This is a genomic window from Flavobacteriales bacterium (assembly GCA_020635395.1).
In the GTDB taxonomy this organism is placed as follows: domain Bacteria; phylum Bacteroidota; class Bacteroidia; order NS11-12g; family UBA9320; genus UBA987.
Genome location: JACJZV010000001.1, coordinates 1451178 through 1470550, shown reverse-complemented (window position 1 = coordinate 1470550; position 19373 = coordinate 1451178). Strand labels below are relative to the sequence as shown.

The following is a 19373-nucleotide window of genomic DNA, read 5'->3' as shown; positions in this document are numbered from 1 at the left end:
TCATTAGGAAAAGTAAACACTGGTGACACGAGACATGCAGTGGGTGCCGCGGATAATTACTCGATTAGCTTGGGCGATGGTGGCAGCATTATCCTGTTTTTTGACGAACCAATTCAAAACCGAAAAGGTTTTGATTTTGTGGTTTTCGAAAATGGTTTTCAATGGCAAGGCGGTTATTTTTTAGAGTTGGCTTTTGTAGAAGTGAGCAGCAATGGCCTTGATTTTGTTCGGTTTCCTGCATTTTCAAATGCCGACACCAATGTGCAAATCGAAAATTTGGCGGCAATGAATCCGGAGTGGTATAAAAATTTGGCGGGCAAACATCAGGCACCTTATGGCACTCCGTTTGATTTGGAGGAACTCAAAGACTCGACCAAAATAGATCTTTCTGCCATTTACTACATGCGATTGGTGGACGTGGTTGGAAACCTGGACAGCAATTGGGCCAGAAGAGATGCCCAAAACCATAAAATAAATGATCCATGGCCAACAGCTTTTGAGTCGGGTGGCTTTGATTTGGATGCGGTTGGTGTCTTGGGCGATCCGACAACTACTATTTTTGAATTCTCGAAAAATGAAAACTTCTTTTACCCAAATCCGGCAAAATCAGGAAGTAGTATAACAACAAATGTTGGCTTTGAAAAAGCAGAAATAATAACACTGGCTGGTGAAGTCATTTTGGAAATTGAGGGCGGGAATAGCATTGATTTGCAAAACATTTCAGCAGGAATTTATCTACTCAGAATGGAGAAATATGGGAAAACCACCATCCAAAAATTATGTATAGATTAGGCCTTATACTTGGGTTGTCTTTATTGTTTGCAAGGTGTAAAGATGATGATATACCTCCAAAAACTACCGACACCCAAAGTGGTTTTTATACTGTTAACGAAGGAAATTTTCAGCAAGGCAATTCGAGTTTTGGCTTCTTTAACACTCAATCGAATGAATACTCGAAGGACGTTTTTTTTGAGAAAAATGAAATACCCATTGGCGATGTTTTTCAATCAGTTGCCATCATAAATGGTGATTATTGGTTGGTGGTGAACAATTCTGGTAAAATTTGGATTGTGGACACGTCCAGCCTAAAAATTAAAAATAGTATTGAGGGGTTCGTTTCTCCGAGATATGCCATATCATCAGGAAACAAGGTATTTGTAAGTGATTTATATGCCGATAAAATTTATGTGGTTGATATAAATAAAATGAGCATTTCTGCCACTATTTCTATCGATGGTTGGACGGACGATATGTTGGTTTCTAATGAGGTTTTGTGGGTTGCGAATAGAGAAAAACCATATCTTTATTTAATTGATATTGAAAAACTTAGCATAACAGATAGCATAAAAATTGGAAACAATACCAACTCCATTTGTAAGTTTAAAAATGATGACTTAGGAGTTTTGTGCGAAGGAAAACTTGGCTCATCAGAAAAAGCCGCGTTTTACGTGATTAAAAATGGCACTAAGACCGCCGTTTTAGTCCATGAGTTTGCCAATGCAGAAAAGCCAATCCGGTTGCAGCAAAGTGCGGTGGACAATAGAATTTATATGGCTTTTAAAGGCATTTACTCATTCAGCTCCGCAGATTATTCATTCATAAAAAAAGAGTTGGATTTGCCCGAATCCAACATTTATGGTTTTGATATCCACCCAAAAACAGGAGATTTTATTTTGTCGGATGCCAAAGATTTTGTCAATCGGAGTGAGGTTTCCATTTATACATCCACCTTTGATTTTAAACGCCATTTTGATGCCGGTGTGCTTTGCAATAAATTTATTTTCAAATAGTTACCGTTCTATTTCACTAATTTTAATGGTAAAATCATCCACATAAACCTCTTTTAAATCTTCGTTTAGTAAATATATTTTTAGCAAAGAATTGGGTCGGATGTTTTTGCCCACTTCGTCAAATTGGATGTAAATTGGTTCCCAGAGGCCGTAAGCCCGAATATGCCGGCTTACGTCGTAGTTTTTCCAAATATAACCTCCGGTTGAATCTTCTACCGAAAAAATGAGTTGAATATTAGGTGCTTTATCATACAAGAATAATAGAAATTCGGCTTCCATAAAATAACTTTTATCTTGTTGAAAATGAATGGAATCTGTGGGTAAAACATAGGTGGAAGAATACATACCAAACCGATTGCTTTTGGTGCTTAAATAGCCATGTTGCGTGCTGATTTCAGCTTCGTTTACATACCAAAACTTCGATTTTTCTTCGAAATTATTTTTGGTGGTCAACACCATTTTTTTGTTGAAAGACGCAAAACCTTTTGGCAGATGACTAATTTCTATTCCAGTCAATCTATCAATAAAAATTAAATTGGTGGAGTCGTTATTTCTTACAGAATATGGCAAATCGTTGTACTGCAAACCCGCCATAGCAAAGGTGTTTGGATTAAACAGAAATACAAAATTTTGAGTACTGTCGGCCTCAAAATCCATCACATTTTTAAATCTTCCCGTTTTTACAGAATCAAATCCTACATAATAATTTAGCAATCGTGCCTGAACCTCGTCTGTCAGAACAACTTTATCTGTTCTTTGATTAATAACTTCATTAAAAACAATTTCTTTTTGCAGTTTGTATCGAACCGAATAATGGGCATAATTAATCATATTTAGTGGTTGAACTACGAAGGCCAAAACCATAAAAACTCCAATTAAATATGTTTTTTTTACTAAAAATAGAAGTGCAGTCAGAACCAAAATGGGTAAATAAATGTGCAAAAAGTTGTTATAATCCAATAAGAATGACCACATTGCAAAGCCAGCTGATGTTACAATCAACAGCAATTTGTATCTTTTGTTATGAAAATTTGAACCAAACGAACGAGCCGCTGCCACCGCAATTGCCGGAACAATGTAAAGGTAATGCCGAGGGTCTAAGCACATTGGCGAATAGGTTTTGAAAGAAACAGTCATAAAATTGGCCGAAATCAGCAGTAGGAGAGAGGCTTTTGTCCAAAAATCCCAGTTTTTTATTTTGGCTGAAAATATGGTTGGTAAAATAAAAATTAAACCAACTGCAAGTCCTTCTTTTACGAATAGGTTAACAAATTGATAACCAATGCGTTTTAATAAAATATGAAATGGCTGTTGGTCGTAGCTACAAAGGTTGAGATAACTTCCGTTGGCAATGGCCTGAAACCGATGAGTGATGGAGCCGGCGAGGCCATACATTATGCCAAAATAGATAGAAAACAATATAATGCCTGAAACTATCGAAAAGAGCCAAAATTTTTGATGCTGCTTGTTGTAAATATCATAAAAAAAGATGGTTATAAACAACGGAAAGGCTAAAACTACAGAACCTTTGCTCAGAAAAGCCAATAAAACAAAGGCAGAAAAAGCAATTGAAAACAGGGTACTATTTGTCGGTTTTATTCGGGCTTTATGCAAAAAAACAATTGCCCCAAAAGCAAACATTGCCACAAAAATGTCGGGCATAATTTTATCGCTATAAAACAGAAACCAATTGCAAAGTGCGGTTAGGCACAGGCCTAAAATTAACTGCAAACGATTGTTTTTGAGCATGTTGTAAACAAAAACTAAACTTATCAAATAAGCAAATATGGCGGGAAGGGCAGAGGCAGTGTCGTTTATTCCAAATAGTTTGTAGCTCAAAGCCAACGGAGCAACCACGGCTATGCGGTGGGCATAGTGGTCGTTTAGATTGAGTTTGCCATGCAGTAGGTCGAATGCCATTTGGGCATATTGCATATCATCATAACCAAAATGGCCTATGTAGCCAGCAATGTGGTAGGTTATGCCAAAAAGGATAAATAGAATCAGAATTTTTAATGAGGAAAAATTATTGCCCGACATAGCCGCTAAGGTAAAAAAAAGCTAATAAAAAAAGGCCGATGAAACATCAGCCTTTTTTGTGGCGGAGAGAGAGGGATTCGAACCCCCGGACCTGTTACAGTCAACGGTTTTCAAGACCGCCGCATTCGACCGCTCTGCCATCTCTCCCTCTGAGGGCTGCAAAAATAATTTTCCTTATTCGTTTGTCAAACAAATTTTTTAGAAAAACTTTTATTCTTTGTTTTTGATGGATCTGATTTCTGCCCTATCAATGCTACTATTGAGTTCAAAGCCTATCAAAAGCATGGTGCAGTTGAAATAAATAAACACCATCAGCACTATAAATGCCCCTACCGAACCATAAAATCGGTTGTAGTTGCTGAAATTGTTGACATAAAATGTAAAAGCCGCAGAAGCCAAAACGGTCAGAATGGTAGCCAGGGAAGACCCCACACTAAAAAAATTCCACTTTGCGGTCTTAGAGCTACCAAAATAATATAAACTGCTATATACCAAATAAATCAAGAAATAGATAGACCCCACTTGCAGCACTTGAAGAAGAATATATCTCGTTTTATCCTCAATATCAAGCATATACAGGCTAATGTTAATGTAAGTTACCACCAATACCATTATTAAAACAGTCATAGTAACCAGCAAGGTAAGCCAAATACTTCTTACTCGACTGGCAAACCAGTTGCGTTTGTGTTCTTGTTTGGTGTATTTGTTAAAATTGGTCATCATGTTTTGAAAAGCCGTGCTGCTAAAGTATATGGCCAACACAAAACCAAATGAAAGCAGCGTGATGTTTTGATTATTCAAAATGTCTTCGATGGTGGTAAACAGTGCTTCAAAAGTGTTTCGGGGCAGCACCCGCTCAATTTGTTGGAGCAAATCTTCTTGAAACCCATCAATAGGGATATAGGCAATGAGGGTAAAAAGAAAAATAATGGCAGGAAACAAGGATAGAAAAAAATTATAGGCCAAAGAAGAGGCCCTCACATTTAGGTCAGAATCAAAAAGTGAATCCACAAAAAATTTGCCTACATCATAGATTGACCTACCCTTAAATCCGGGCAATGTTTTTCGCTGCAAAAGCTTTTTTGCAGGAGTTAGTCTCGCTTTTACACGCAGTTCGAGTTGCTCTATTTGTTTATTGAAATCCAAATTTTCGACAAAACAACGGATTTTTTTTAAACCAAAGTATCGAAATGATTTTGGGGTTGGCTAAATGGGTAATGTTTTAGATTTATTTTCTTAAGTTGGAAAAAGAGTATATTTGACGGAATAGTTTAATTCCAATGAAAATTTGTTTTAAATTAATAATTTCAGTAACCTTGAGTTTATCCGGCATTGCTCACGCTCAGAATACGTACAATCAAGACAATCGAGATTTAGAGTTAAATGCCATTCTCAATAGTTTTTTATTACCCTTTGATACCATCCAAAAAAACCTTAATCAAGAATTGATTATCAGGTTTGACTCTAATGCAAGAAGTAAAGTACCCAGTCTTCATACCGGAGTGATTATCCAACTATCTAAAAAAAGTACCATCAAAAAAATAACTTGGGATTTGAACAAACAAGAAAGCAAACAGGTAAAAAGTTATCAAAAAATAATTAATGAATACCTCAAAGTAGAATTAAAACATTGGAACATTTACTTTTTGGATGGAAAGAATAAACCACAAAGATTGGAAGAAGTTTTCCTCATTTTCGACATTGAAAAAGGATTAATTAAAATCAAAATGTAAGAACTCTCAAGCTAAATTGCCATGTATTACTACGAAAATAAATTTAAATAAATTTAAACAAATTACCACCATTTCCATTTGGTTTTCTGAAAAACAAAAAATCGAAAATCAAAACTTTCCCTCTTTCGTAAATCAAAAATTACTGTTGGTAAAAATATGCCCAAAATGTGGGTAGTTTGTAGGTAAAATGTTGGTATCTTAGCGGCGTAAAAGGCGTTTGTCCCTGAGGTTGGTTTTAGTTTTACCAGCTTAACAAAAACGCAAAAAATATATATGGAAAATCCGAACGAAAAGATAATTCCAATCAATATTGAGGATGAAATGAAAACGGCCTACATCGATTATTCGATGTCGGTAATTGTTTCAAGAGCCCTGCCCGACGTAAGGGATGGTTTAAAACCCGTACACCGCAGGGTGCTTTATGGCATGACCGAGCTTGGCCTGGCCAGCAACCGACCATACAAAAAATCGGCAAGGATAGTGGGGGAGGTGCTTGGAAAATACCACCCGCATGGCGATTCTTCGGTGTATGACACCATGGTGCGTATGGCACAACCCTGGAGTCTGCGATATCAAATGGTGGACGGGCAAGGAAACTTTGGCTCTATTGATGGAGACCCCCCTGCGGCTATGCGTTATACTGAGGCTCGTTTGAAAAAATTGGCCGAAGAAATGATGGTGGATATTGACAAAAACACGGTCGATTTTCAAACAAACTTCGACGATTCGCTTAAAGAACCAACCGTTTTGCCTTCAAAAATTCCAAACTTGCTCGTAAACGGAGCGGCAGGAATTGCAGTGGGTATGGCCACCAACATGGCTCCACACAACCTTAAAGAAGTGTGTAACGGAGTTATAGCCTACGTAGATAATAGAGACATTACCATACAGGAATTGATGGAGCATATCAAAGCTCCCGATTTTCCGACAGGAGGAACTATATATGGCTACGAAGGGGTAAAAAATGCTTTCGAGACAGGCAGAGGAAGAATTGTAATGCGGGGTAAAGCCGAGATTGTAGAAAGCAAAACCGGCAGAGAGCAAATCATTATCAACGAAGTTCCCTATCAGGTTTCGCCATCCCAAATCATTGTAAAAGCGGTTGATTTGGTAAATGAAAAAGTAATAGAAGGCATCAGCGAAATACGCGATGAGAGCGATAGAAACGGTTTGCGAATTGTTTTTGACCTAAAACGAGATGCAATTCCGAACATCGTTTTAAACCAACTTTTTAAATTTACGCCGCTTCAAACCTCGTTTTCGGTTAATAATATTGCTCTTGTAAAAGGCCGACCGATGACCTTAAATCTCAAAGATTTGGTGCATCACTATGTAGAGCATCGGCATGAGGTGGTAATAAGAAGAACCGAATATGAACTGGAAGAAGCACGCAAAAAAGCCCATATTTTAGAGGGTTTATTGATTGCTCTTGACAATCTGGATGAGGTTATTAGCCTGATTCGTTCATCAAATAATCCGGAAGATGCAAGAAATGGCTTAATGACTCGCTTTAATCTGTCAGAGATTCAGGCACGAGCCATTTTGGATATGCGATTGCAAAAACTTACCGGACTTGAACGCGACAAAATCAGAGAAGAGCATAAAGAAATCATGCTTACCATTGCCAAATTGGAAGAAATTCTTGGCAGTGAAGAATTAAGAATGCAAATTATTAAGGATGAATTGGCCGAAGTTAGAGACAAATATGGCGACGAAAGACGCACCAATATTGAGTTTGACAGCGGCGATTTAAACATCGAAGATCTGATTCCGAACGAAGATGTTGTTATTACTATCTCCAGAATGGGATATGTAAAACGAACTTCTTTGAGCGAATACAGAACCCAATCGAGAGGTGGGGTTGGAAATAGGGGAGTTAAGCACCGTGATGAAGATTTCGTTGAACACTTATTGTCGGCCAAAACGCACAACTATATGCTTTTCTTTACAGAGCAAGGTCGATGTTTTTGGATGAAAGTATATGAAATTCCCGAAGGTGCAAAAGCAACCAAAGGACGACCCATTCAAAACCTCATTGCCATTCCGAGTGATGATGTGGTAAAAGCATATATTTCGGTAGAAGGCTTGGATAATGACGAATATTTGGACAATAATTTTATCATTATGTGTACCAAAAATGGTATTATCAAAAAAACCACGCTTCGTGCTTATTCCCGCCCACGTGCCAACGGCATTAATGCCATAACAGTAAAAGACGGGGATGAATTATTGGAAGCAAAATTGACCAATGGCAACAACGAAATTCTTTTGGCCAAAAAACTTGGCAAAGCCATCCGATTCAACGAATCATTGGTGAGACCTATGGGTAGAACAGCCGCCGGAGTGAAAGGTGTGAAACTTGAAAATGATGACGATGAGGTAATTGGCATGGTTTGTGTCAAGAGTGTGGAAGAAGAAACCATTATGGTAGTTTCGGAAAAAGGATACGGAAAACGCACAGCAGTAGAAGATTATCGTATTACCGGTAGAGGTGGTAAAGGTGTAAAAACCTTAAACATCACCGAAAAAACAGGAAATTTGGTAGCCATAAAATCTGTAACCGACAACGATGATTTAATGATTATCAATCGTTCAGGTATTGCAATACGACTTCCGCTTGAAACCCTAAGAATAATGGGCAGAGCCACACAGGGTGTGCGATTAATAAAACTTAGAGAAGGAGATGAGATTGCATCTGTAGCTAAGGTAAATAAAGAAGAAGAGGAAGAAAATACTGAAACTTTGGAAGACGGAACAATTGAAAACGGAGAAAACGGGCAAGATGATTCGTCTGAAATAGTGGACAATAATGACAATTAATAAAATCTATAAAATGACAACAAAAAAGGTAATTTTAGCATTTACGTTTTTGCTTTCGTTGAGTGTAACAGCATTTGCTCAAAAAAACAAAGTATCTACGGTAGTTTTTAAGCTGTCTAACACGGTTGGTGATGCCAGAACTGGTGAAGCATGGCACAATACGCTGGATGAGTGTGTGAAGGATATTGAAGATGCCGCAAAACATACAACAACTGCTGCCGACCCTCGAATGTTTTACTATCGAGGTTTTACCTACCTTACGGTTTTATCTGAAGGTTCGGATGAGCAAAAGGCAAAGTACAAAGACAAACTTTATACGGCTGTTGAATCTTTTAAAAAATGTATTGAGCTTGACGCAAAAGGCAAGCACACCAAAGATGCCAAAAAAGGATTGGTTGACTGTGCAGTTCGTTTGTATAACGAAGGGGTTATGACCTATAATAATAAAGAATTTGCTAAATCATTGAAGGCTTACGAAACGGCTTTAGATTTATTTCAGTATGATGATGAAAAGCTGCTTCAAAAAAATGCTGGCATAAGCAAAGAAATGGTCATGCTAAATGCTGCTGCTGCTGCCAATAGGGGAGGAGATGTGGCCAAAGCAAAATCCACTTTAAAACAATTGGCAGAGTCAAATTATAAAGATGCAAATGTGTATTACACTCTTCACGAAATTTATTTGAATGAAAAAGATACTACAAAAGCATTGGAAACGCTGGCATTAGGAAGAGAGGCGTTGCCAGAAGACAAAAATTTGATAAATGCAGAGCTTGATTTAATGCTAAAATTGGGTAGAAGCAAAGAGTTGATGGACAAATTGGATAACGCAATTGCTGCACAGCCAAATGATCCTATTTTGCACTATGCACGAGGGTTGAATTATTTTAATCTTTATGAAATTGACAAGAAAATAGCAAATCTGGATGAGGCTGAAAAAAGTTATCAAAAGGCAATTGAATTGGATCCCGGATACTTCAATGCATATTTTAACTTGGGTGTGGTTTACACTGAAAAATGTAAGCCTATAAAAGAAAAAATTGACGCTGAAAAAAACTACGACAAACAATTAGTATTAGAAAGTCAAATTGATGAGCTGTATAAAAAGGCCGCAGTTCCTTTTGAAGAATGTATGAATATGGCTGATGGCAATATGACTAATGCCGAGAAAGCTGATTTGGCACAAAACCTGAAAATTATCTATGGCAGGTTGCAAAACGTTGATAAATCGTATGAGCCCAAATACAAACAAATGAGGGCTTTGATTGATGAACTAAAAGGATAAAAAAGTAGAGCCGAAGTATAGCTTCGGCTTTATTTTAAACTGTACTACTTAACATAATATAAATTATAGGAAAATTGCTTTAGGCCAAATTACCCCTAATACATATCAATTAGCCATAGGCTCCAATCAAATAATACTTATTATCTTTTAAAACTATTTCAACAGAATTAGATTTGTAAGAAATTCCTGAATTCAGAATTATCAAAAAGGTTTTATTATCTGCGTTTAACATAACAGCTTTAATTTCAGAAAATGGCGGACAATAATACTTGGTTTCAAATTGGCCACAAAAAAGTTCGCTAACAAACTGTGCAGTATCGCCAACGGCTTTTAATTGAATTGATTTGTAATCGGAATCAACCAAATTCAAAAACTGGTCATAGTCTTGATTTTGAATACTCAAATTAATTTCTGTTACAAATTTTTCGAGATTCGTGCTTTCAGCTTGGCCACTTGTGGCTGCCTTTTGCAGTTTGCAACCAGCAACCAAACCGCAAGCTACGAAAAAAAAGAAGCCTTTTACCTTCATACATTTTCTAATAAAACATAACCGGAATGCACCCATTTATCAGTATCTATATTATACCAATCACCTTCTTGGGCTATTATTGAAACTCTATCGTTTTGGTGTACCTGACCAACTATTTGAAACTGCGTACCAGGGCCTTGTCTAACATTTAAAACGGTAGTATTTATCCGACCGCTTTTAATAACTTTTTCGATTACGTAAAGTGCATAAACCCATTGGTCAGTGTCTATTCTATACCATCCGTTACGTTCTTCAAATATTTTTACCTCATCGCCTTTGTTTAGGCTGCCAACAATAGGTTGGTTTGTGCCTGCACCACCTCTAATGTTAAGCTGGGTAGCAGTTACAATTCCATTTTTGTACGGTGTGTTTTCTACCAAATCAACGTAATTTTTGTGTACCCAAACATTATTGCCCACATGGTACCAGTCTCCTTCTTGCTGAAAAATAGACAGCACTTCATCCTTCAAAAATTGTTTAACCACATCAAAATAGGTTGACGGACCACTGCGGCCATTCAGTTTATCGGCTGTCACTTTTCCAGTCAATGCAGCGGCATTGGTGGTGCTATTGCTTGGCAAAGGTTGTGAGGTAATGTATGATTTACTCACCCATTGCCCTTTGCCAATTCTATACCACGTGCCAACACTTTCATAAATATCCACTTGACTGTTTAAGGCCAATTGTCCAACTTTTTTAAAGAAAGTGCCGTTGCCCATCCGCACATTTAGGTCTTGACTATTTACTGTTCCCAATCCAATTTTTTTACTTTCATCCGGGAAATTTCCAGAGGTTAATATTTGTTTAAACCTACCCCAAGCCTCATCTTCTTCATTCGTCATCATTTTAGGGCAGTCTTTTAAAGTAATGTCGTAATGCCTCCAAACTTGATTTGCATTTAAACCATGCTTTTGCATCAAATGGTTTACCAAATCAATGGTGTTTTTCTGGGTTAAATCCCAATCAGACTCAGGATTAACGCACATTTCTACCCCAATTAAAAAGGCATTGGGAGTGTAGTGTGTACCCCGAATGGTATTTGCCAAATCTGTATAACCCGATGAATATCTTGACCCCACATGATAGGCTTCTTCGTTGTCCGGTATGATTTCTATAATTTGATTTGAATCAACAAAAAAATGGGCAGAAGCTCCAACATCGTGATTCTGAAAATAATTGTAATGAGCCATCGCATTTGCATTAGTTCCTGAATTTGCAGTCCAATGAATAATTATTCCCTTTGTGCTTATGAGGTTTCTAAAAGGTCGGTTTGAGGAGTTTGTAATGTGTTTTTTGGTAATTGTAATCATTTCCTGTAGCTATTAAATGTAAGTCTATAAGCAAATAAAGGATTTTTTCTGACATTTTTAAAATCTATCTCGAAATTTAAACCTCCGAACGATAGTTTTGCAGCATGAATTTGAAAAACAGCTTTAGAATATTGGCTTATTTGGAAGGTATTTCCTTCATACTTCTATTATTTATTGCCACACCATTAAAGCATTTTGCAGACGAGCCGAAATATGTAAAAATGTTAGGAATGCCACATGGCTTGCTATTTGTAGCCTATATATTCATGGCTTTATATTTAAAATCTGAATACACTTGGGATAAAACAAAAACCAAATGGATTTTATTGGCATCCATTATTCCGTTTGCCTTTCTTTTAATAGACAAGAAATATTTGAAATAAAATACTAACGAATAAGGTGTATTATTCCGCTATAATTGTGCGGAACACCCCTAAAATCGGTTAAGCGTAATACATAAAAATAGGCTCCGGTAGGTGCATTTTTTCCATCCCAGGCCTCCCCTTTTTCTGAGTAAAATATTTGCTCACCCCATCGGTTAAAAATTTGCAGTTCGTAGGTTGAAATTCCCATGCCTTGGGGTTCAAAATATTCATTTTTCCCGTCATTATTTGGATGAAAAGCATTGGGAATAAAGATGTTAATCAGATAATTTACATATACCCTTTTCTCAGAAATGTCGGTACAACCAAATGAGTTTGTTACCTTTTGGGTAATGGTAAAATAACCCGTATCGAGCAAAGAATATTCAAAATCTGGCGAAGAAAAACTGGCACCATCCGAAATATAATATTCAAAATCGGTTGCTCCTTGTGCAGTGGAGATTACGGAAATTTGGTTATGAACTATATCAATTTTTTCGGGGGAAATTTCAAAATCCGAAATCGGTAATTGATAAACTACAACACTTTTCTCAACCCAATAATCACAACCCTGATTTGTGGTAAACGAAAGTTTCACTGTATAATTTCCGCCGTTTTTATAGGCATATTCCAATGAGTCTCTACCATTCAAAATTGTTCCGTCTCCCAAATTCCATTGAATTTTTGAAATATTTTGTCGTCTAAACATGCTTTTCTCAAAGATAAGTTGACTATCCAATGCACAAATATCTTTAATCTGAAAATCTGGAATAATAATGCTGTCAATCTGCACGGTTTTCTGCATGGTATCTTTGCAACCAAAATTATTTTCAATAGAAAGTTGAACCGAATAAATTCCGGCATTTGTGTAGGAATGATTGAATTGAGCTGTGTTCTCATTGTTGCCATCACCCAAATTCCAGAGGTTATTGATAATGAAACCCGTTTTGGTGGAGGAAGTTGAATTAAAATCAACCAAATTATCAGCACAAGGAAGATTAAAGTTAAAGTCGGCAATTGGCGTGTCATCCACCTTTATTGTAAAATTGGAATCAGCTCGACAGCCGTTGTTAAAGAGAATATTTTGATAAACCGTATGGTTTCCACTCAACAAAAATTGCTGAATTATCGAATCAGCAATAACCGTGGCATTTGCATCAATTTTCCATTCAACACTCAAAATGGAATCTAAAAAATTGCTCTGATGTTTCAACAAAATAGGAGCTTCTGTGCAATGCCCATTTACAACCAAAAATGGCTTTTCGGAAAAGTGTATTTTTACATTTTTTGAAAAAGAATCTCTACACCCATGGTCGGTTTCTGCAATAAGCGACACCGGAAATACCCCAAATTGATTGAATTTTTTTGACATGGTAGCCGAATCTCTGAAAAATCCACTTCCAACATTCCAGTCCAAACTCGAAACGCCACCCGAAACAACAGTACTTGTACTGAAAAAATGAGTTGAATCGCCAAAGCAAACGGTATCTGCATAAAAGTCGGCAACCGGTATTGGAAAAATCTCTATGTTTTTTGTCACTGTATCGCGGCAGCCATTGTTCGTTATTCCATAAACTTCAGCACTATACAAGCCTTCATTTGCGTATCTGTGAATGGTATCTTTTTGGGAGGCAACCCCTACCCCATCTCCAAACTTCCAAAAACATTGCACCACGCTGTCGGAAGAAATAAAACTGCTTTTTATGGCAAAGTCCGTTTTTAGACCTAAACAGGCATTTTGAGCATCAATTTCTAAAATAGGTTTTTCAAAAACTTCAATTGTTTTCGTTATAGAATCCACGCACCCACGGTCGCTTGTCGAAATCAGTTTTACATCATATTTTCCAAAATCTACTGCCAACACCGATAAATTCTGTGTTTGATAAACATTGTTATTAATATTCCAACTATTAAAAAAACTACCTGTTTTAATTTTGGTTAAATCTTGCACAAAAAGGCTATCAAATTGGCAACCATTTTGAGGCAAAAAATTCGGAATGGGCAATGAATATGGATTGATAAATTTGGTGGTAGAATCAACACAACCGAAGCTGTCTCTAACAAATAAAGTAAGTTTTTGAGAGGTATCAGAAACAGGAAAAAATGCAGGAGTTTGGTTCGAGAAATGAATTCCATTGTCAAAATGCCAGTCTATCGAATCCAAGATTGCACCGGCACTTGTAGATAAATTCTTGAACGAATAATTTTGACCGACACACGTATCGCCAAACACAAAATCAGCCTTCGGATTTTGATGAACCACCACCTTTACCGAATCTGTGTGTACACATTTTTTGGTGTCTTCCACCCGTAGAAAGTAAGTTGTCGTAGCTAAGGGTTTTGCTATTGTTTTCGAGCCATTTACATTAGACAAACTATCGGTTGGCGACCATCTGTACGTTTTAATTCCAATGCCACCTGTAGCCAAATTTCCAATTATAACCGATTGATTTTGACAAATTTCTTCAACAGGATTCATAGATAGGACAATGCTGGGATGAAGTGTTATTATGGCAGTGTCTTTTGATAGGCAGCCCCCTCCTCTGTCGCTTTGCAAAATCAAGTTGAAACTGGTGTCTTTATTGCTAAAATTATTACCGTTAAAAACGGTTAAACCGCTATCAACCTGAGCAATACCATAAGAAGAAAGCCATTTGTAGGTATATGACTTTGAATTATTGCTTCCGATTGCAATATTCGTTTCGGGACAAGAAAGGGTATCTCTTCCTGCATTTTTTAAATGAATGATTGGCAATTTCTTATAAAATTCGGAACACACACACCCTGTGGAATCAATGACCAACCACAAGTTGCATATATTGGCAGGATTTGCCTCAAAATTTATCAAACGTGTAATGGATTGATTTTTTTGAATTTGATTCCAAATGGTGTCTGTTGAAATCAGCATATCAGCAGAATCTATTTGATTGTTTTTATTGGCATCCACTACCATTTTAACCAAAAGTGGCACTCCAGCCGATTTGTCCGAACCAATATTTTTCAACACATAATTCAATGTTACCAACTCATTGTTTCCGCTTTGCACGCTCGAAGCTATGCCCCAGTTTACGTCATAAATTCCTTTGTTTATAGAATCTATCATCAAGTCGTTGGCCGTGCTTACATCAATATTGCATAAAGAACTGTCTTTCACACACAATGCAGGCTGAGAAACGACGGATTGCATAATTAACTGCGTATTTCCGCACTCAACTTCTGCCGAATTTAAAACGGTTTTATACCCAAAAACAACAGAATCGCCAGGAAGTATGCCCGCCGGAATTTTCCATTGGCCAATTAAATTTTTACCTTGTTTTAGCTTCGGATTTTGAGACGGAGCATTATGAATATTCGATTTAAATGTAGTATCGAGGTAAAAACCTTTGGGCAAAATAAGTTGTATATAATCTGTATTTCCGGTGGTGTCGGGGCCTAAATTGATAAAATGAGCCGTGCTTAATCCATCATAGTTGCAGGCATCTATGGGTTGTTTATCAAAAACGACAAAACCGTAGTAGGGCTTTGAAACACCCATAATATCAATGGGTTTGCTCACACCAAACGAACTCAGAACGGGTTTTCCGCAGTTTAGATTTCCGCCGGGGCGAGCCAAATAATAGCTCGAACTTACAAAATCGCAATTGGTTGAGAGTTTCAACCGCAACGTCACTTCACTCAGGGTGTTCGAACTAATTCCTGACAACCCCTTGTTAATCAACAAAGTGCTGAAATTGCTGATATTCCAGCGAATAATACCATTTCCTAAATCAACAGGATTATTGACTAAAATAGAATCTGTGCTGTTCAAAAACAGATAGGCAGTATCGTTAAAAATCATACCATCTCTTGAGTGCACATCTACATAAAGATTAAAAACGGAGGCATTTCCAAGATTCTTTATTTTTAAATCGTAATAATTTTCGGAACACAACTGAATGACCGAATCGGTATTTACAATCTCGATTTCGAGCCGCGTATTTTGAGGTGTATATCGAAGAATTTTATCTAACGAGGTGCATTGAGCAACGCTAAAACTATCTGGATAGTCGGAACAATTGTAGCCGAGACTAAGTTTAAAGCTATCGGTGGCACAACTTTTAAAAGTAGCTTTTATTAAAAAGGTTTTAGATGTGCCAATGCCAAAATCTCCGATTAGATAAATATCGTTTGATTTTTGAATAGCCAAATTCGTTGATAAATCAATGATTTTGTGTACCTGCGTGTTGCCGTTACTTTCGGGATATAGCCAAACATTTTTGGCGTTGGCCACGCTCGAACTATTTGAAACGGTTATCTGCCAAACTGCTGTGTCGCTGTCGGCATTGATAAAATCGTTTAAAGCGGTTATCGAAATCTGAGGATTGCTTTGATAGATGTCATCGCTATGAACTCCGTTTGAATGAATCGTTTCTAAACCATTTCCCAAATAGTTCAATCGTTTAAAATCGAAGGTGTAATCCACCTGGTTTTTGCCTTCCTGTGCTTCGCAATTTGGGCGAAATTTGCAGTATAGATAGCCATAAAAGCCGTCATCGCTAATTTTTAATGTACCTCCGGCATCATCAAAAAGCTGACCGACATTAAAAGTGGTGGTATCTCCAGAGATGGATGAAGGCGTTATGGTATCAAGATACTGATAGGCCGTATTTCCGGTTCCGGTGGTTCGGTAGTGATACATTCGGGCATGTATCATATCAAAACCTTTTGGGGTAGAAACTTTAAAATTTTGTGGTTTTGCCCAAGCTCGATATTCGTATGGAAAAAGGTTGCCCCCGGCATAGTTGCTACAGCATGCACCAACACTCAAATAATAGGCTTGATACAATTCAAACTCATTGCATCCGGTGGCATTTACCGAGTTTTTTGTGTAATTCAGAAAATAATATCCAGCCAAAACTATTTTTCCGGAAAACGTATCGCATTGATAGCGTTGAGCCGCGGTGGGGTTGGCAACTGTATGCAGATAAAAGCTGTTTTTAAGCTCAATTTCCTGCATAAAATTTCCCGGGTTGATGCTAACAGCATATTTCACCAAAAGTTCAACGCTGTCGGTTGGCATATAGGCAAAACCCGTATATAGCGGGCAACCACTTGTTTTTAAAGAGGCTGCACTCAAATCAAACGTGGCTATTCTGTCGTTTCCGGATGCCGCGTAGGTATATGGCACATTGCTGCATTTGTACAGTTGATTGCCATTTCTAAAAATTCGGATTGTGACGTTGGATACAGACAAATATCTTCCATACGGAATAAAGGTAGAGGCCGTTAGCCTACTCCAAGAAGTTGTGGAGCCATACGAGCTAATTTTGCCGTTAAACTTCGTCAGAAGCGTATCTCCAAACATGAGTCTTTCTCGTTTTATTTTATCCAAATCCAAGCTGGCAGAGGCATCTGGCGAGCCATCGTTGTCGTTATCCGGCAATCCAAAACTGATACGGTTTGCTTCAAAATTCCTAAATTTTAATCCGCCACTGCACGTATTTCCACAATGAATTCGGATAGTTCCGGTTTGACAAAGGCTTTTTAAAACACAGGCATTGGTGCAACGCCCATCGGGTATATAGTCAAAGCTAATAGTATAGTTTTTATCTTTAGAAACTGCCGACCCGGCACAATCTCCAATAAACCTAACAATAAGCTCGGATCGAACAAGGCTTATAGATGGAACACCCGTAAAATGAGCTACAATACTATCTCCTACGGTTGTAATGGAATTGGGCTGCCAAATGCCTCCCGAATGATTTTCAAATCGGAAATCCTTTTTTTGCAAAGAATGTCGTAAACCTTTTGGTATTTCAAAAACAACATCCAGTTGGGAATAGGCAGAATTGCCGACCAATGTGCCGTTGGTAACCGTAAAAACCCACTTCAAGGTATCATTTTCTTTGATGTCGGTGGGTGTAAAAGCCGAAAAAGAAAGGCTATGCAATAAACCTGCCGAAGCCACTGTTGAAAGTTGTTTTATGGCTTTTCCGCATTGGTCGTAGTAGCTTGCTTCATAATTCCAACGATGGGCATAGAAAGCAGCATTGCACGAGGCTGGGCAGCAAGAAACACTATTCCAAGAAATATAGATAGAATCTGATTTTAGCACGAAAGGCAACACCACATCAAAAGCTCCAATAGGAAAATTGCCCAAACAAGAATAAATGCCCGAAACACTGTTGAGCTTGGTGCTGGTTGGTTTCAATTTTTTGGGTGTGCCATTTTTTCCGATACTGTAATAAATGGAAGAAGTATCAAGACTGGAAAGCACATTGGCTGTAAAAGTGGAAGAGGTTGATTGATAAATAGAAATTTGCACATTTCGGGCGGTATCGTTTCCTGCGTTCACCAAAATAAGTTGCTGTTTATTTGAGCTACCGTCAAAACAATTGTTGTTGGCTGTTTTGACGATGTATTTTAATAATGGTGCCTTATTTATGAGATTAACCTGAGTTGAATAGTTGGTTGTTTTGCAGTTTTTCGAGTTGCAGCCCCATTGCAAACTCATGTAGGCATTTAGCTTGGAGCAAGCAATAATCTTGATAGTATCTACAAGGGTTATCACCTCATTTTGAGAAAAATAGACATCACCATTTCCCATATTTTTAAATTGGGTACTGTCGAAAACGGTTGTAAAAACCGTACCCAAAACGGAAGTGTTGCCACCATTTATACCCAGCATTTTCAATCCGGTTTCGGGTGTTTGTTTTATGGTAAAACCCGACACCTCTCCTTTTCCACTATTTTTAATAGTAATCTGCCGAATAAAAACTTCGCCAAAATTGCCATTGTAATATTGGTTGGTTATGCCCGTAATATTTACCGAAGGTTGAAAAACATTGAACGGATTTGACGTGTGCGTTACCGAACCACCTGTATAGTTGCACGTTGCATTAATTTTGGGTATTCCTCCGGAGGTTAAAAAGGTTTCTAAATCGCAGTCAGAGCGAATTTTAAAAACAAATGTAGAACCCTGAGCAATGGTTAAATCGGGCAAATAAAACTCCGGGGCTTGAAGATTGGTTATGGATTTTTCGGTAACATTTGTTCCCGAAATACTGCCTGAAACATAGTTGACACCGTTTGGCAGATTTACCTTTATCCAAATGCCGCTAACGGTGGAGGTTGTGATATTGTGTACCGACATTTCCACCTCTTTTTGAGCTCCGCAAATACTCACCTCGGTTGGCAATTTTGAGGAAATAGTAACCTTCGACTGCCCATAAGCGGCAGCCAAAATGGTCAAAAAAGAAATCGTCGCTAATATTCTTTTATAATCCAACACGTACAGACTTCCCTGCAAATATACGCTTTTCTGTTTGATAGGTGCTTTGCAGGCAAGAGGCAATGGCTACAGAATTGGTTTTAAGATAGGATGAGGGGCAAAAAGGAAAATCCGTCATGCAGCGGCTTGCCGCTGCATCTCCTTTTGTAGAAATTAACACGCATAAATACTAAGTTTATTGGCCATTGCTTGCCGGCAGAGCCAATGCTCACGATGGACACCTGCAAGGCAAAAATA

At 37.8% G+C, this 19373-nt stretch carries 12 protein-coding genes and 1 tRNA gene; 6 read left to right on the top strand and 7 right to left on the bottom strand.

Features of this window, described 5'->3' with window-relative positions; genetic code table 11:
* A partial coding sequence (locus H6607_06300; GenBank protein ID MCB9261967.1) for a T9SS type A sorting domain-containing protein occupies window positions 1–792 on the top strand: 792 nt, incomplete at its 5' end.
* Between the two features lie 23 nt (window positions 793–815).
* Window positions 816–1790 (top strand): hypothetical protein, encoded by a 975-nt coding sequence (locus tag H6607_06295; GenBank protein MCB9261966.1) that lies wholly within the window; start codon window positions 816–818, stop codon window positions 1788–1790.
* Here H6607_06295 and H6607_06290 read toward each other — a convergent pair whose 3' ends face one another.
* From H6607_06290 to H6607_06280, 3 genes are all read right to left on the bottom strand, one after another.
* Window positions 1791–3830: a glycosyltransferase family 39 protein gene (locus tag H6607_06290; GenBank protein MCB9261965.1), complete on the bottom strand. Its 2040-nt coding sequence runs from the start codon at window positions 3828–3830 to the stop codon at window positions 1791–1793.
* A gap of 59 nt (window positions 3831–3889) precedes the next feature.
* A tRNA-Ser gene (locus H6607_06285) sits at window positions 3890–3977 on the bottom strand.
* Between the two features lie 63 nt (window positions 3978–4040).
* Window positions 4041–4976: a YihY/virulence factor BrkB family protein gene (locus H6607_06280; GenBank protein MCB9261964.1), complete on the bottom strand. Its 936-nt coding sequence runs from the start codon at window positions 4974–4976 to the stop codon at window positions 4041–4043.
* Window positions 4977–5110: 134 nt separating this feature from the next.
* Here H6607_06280 and H6607_06275 point away from each other — a divergent pair, with 134 nt between their 5' ends.
* The 3 genes from H6607_06275 to H6607_06265 all read left to right on the top strand — a co-directional run bounded on the left by H6607_06275 (window position 5111) and on the right by H6607_06265 (window position 9665).
* The gene (locus tag H6607_06275) at window positions 5111–5563 is read left to right on the top strand and encodes a hypothetical protein (protein MCB9261963.1); all 453 of its coding nucleotides are present in this window, start codon (window positions 5111–5113) and stop codon (window positions 5561–5563) included.
* Window positions 5564–5836: 273 nt separating this feature from the next.
* Window positions 5837–8383, top strand: a complete 2547-nt coding sequence (gene gyrA, locus H6607_06270; protein MCB9261962.1) for a DNA gyrase subunit A — start codon at window positions 5837–5839, stop codon at window positions 8381–8383.
* Complete coding sequence (locus H6607_06265) at window positions 8373–9665, top strand: tetratricopeptide repeat protein (GenBank protein MCB9261961.1); 1293 nt, start codon at window positions 8373–8375, stop codon at window positions 9663–9665. Before gyrA ends, H6607_06265 begins: the two co-directional genes overlap by 11 nt.
* 109 nt (window positions 9666–9774) lie before the next feature.
* Here H6607_06265 and H6607_06260 read toward each other — a convergent pair whose 3' ends face one another.
* Both H6607_06260 and H6607_06255 read right to left on the bottom strand, forming a co-directional pair.
* Window positions 9775–10194, bottom strand: a complete 420-nt coding sequence (locus H6607_06260) for a hypothetical protein (protein MCB9261960.1) — start codon at window positions 10192–10194, stop codon at window positions 9775–9777.
* Window positions 10191–11504, bottom strand: coding sequence for an SH3 domain-containing protein (locus H6607_06255; protein MCB9261959.1), 1314 nt, complete (start codon window positions 11502–11504; stop codon window positions 10191–10193). Before H6607_06255 ends, H6607_06260 begins: the two co-directional genes overlap by 4 nt.
* A 104-nt stretch (window positions 11505–11608) precedes the next feature.
* Between H6607_06255 and H6607_06250 the strand changes: the two genes are divergently transcribed.
* Window positions 11609–11887 (top strand): DUF3817 domain-containing protein, encoded by a 279-nt coding sequence (locus H6607_06250; GenBank protein MCB9261958.1) that lies wholly within the window; start codon window positions 11609–11611, stop codon window positions 11885–11887.
* Between the two features lie 4 nt (window positions 11888–11891).
* On the opposite strand, the gene H6607_06245 is transcribed toward H6607_06250, so the two are convergent.
* Entirely contained in the window at window positions 11892–19136 is a 7245-nt protein-coding gene (locus H6607_06245; protein MCB9261957.1) for a gliding motility-associated C-terminal domain-containing protein, read from the bottom strand.
* Window positions 19123–19296, bottom strand: coding sequence for a hypothetical protein (locus H6607_06240; protein MCB9261956.1), 174 nt, complete (start codon window positions 19294–19296; stop codon window positions 19123–19125). The genes H6607_06245 and H6607_06240 overlap by 14 nt, the downstream gene beginning before the upstream one ends.
* Window positions 19297–19373: the final 77 nt, after the last annotated feature.

Excerpts from the sequence above, each read along its gene's own strand:
- H6607_06290 (MCB9261965.1), bottom strand. The coding sequence starts at position 3,830 with ATGTCGGGCAATAATTTTTCCTCATTAAAAATTCTGATTCTATTTATC.
- H6607_06275 (MCB9261963.1), top strand. The coding sequence starts at position 5,111 with ATGAAAATTTGTTTTAAATTAATAATTTCAGTAACCTTGAGTTTATCC.
- H6607_06250 (MCB9261958.1), top strand. The coding sequence starts at position 11,609 with ATGAATTTGAAAAACAGCTTTAGAATATTGGCTTATTTGGAAGGTATT.
- H6607_06255 (MCB9261959.1), bottom strand. The coding sequence starts at position 11,504 with ATGATTACAATTACCAAAAAACACATTACAAACTCCTCAAACCGACCT.
- gyrA (MCB9261962.1), top strand. The coding sequence starts at position 5,837 with ATGGAAAATCCGAACGAAAAGATAATTCCAATCAATATTGAGGATGAA.
- H6607_06265 (MCB9261961.1), top strand. The coding sequence starts at position 8,373 with ATGACAATTAATAAAATCTATAAAATGACAACAAAAAAGGTAATTTTA.
- H6607_06260 (MCB9261960.1), bottom strand. The coding sequence starts at position 10,194 with ATGAAGGTAAAAGGCTTCTTTTTTTTCGTAGCTTGCGGTTTGGTTGCT.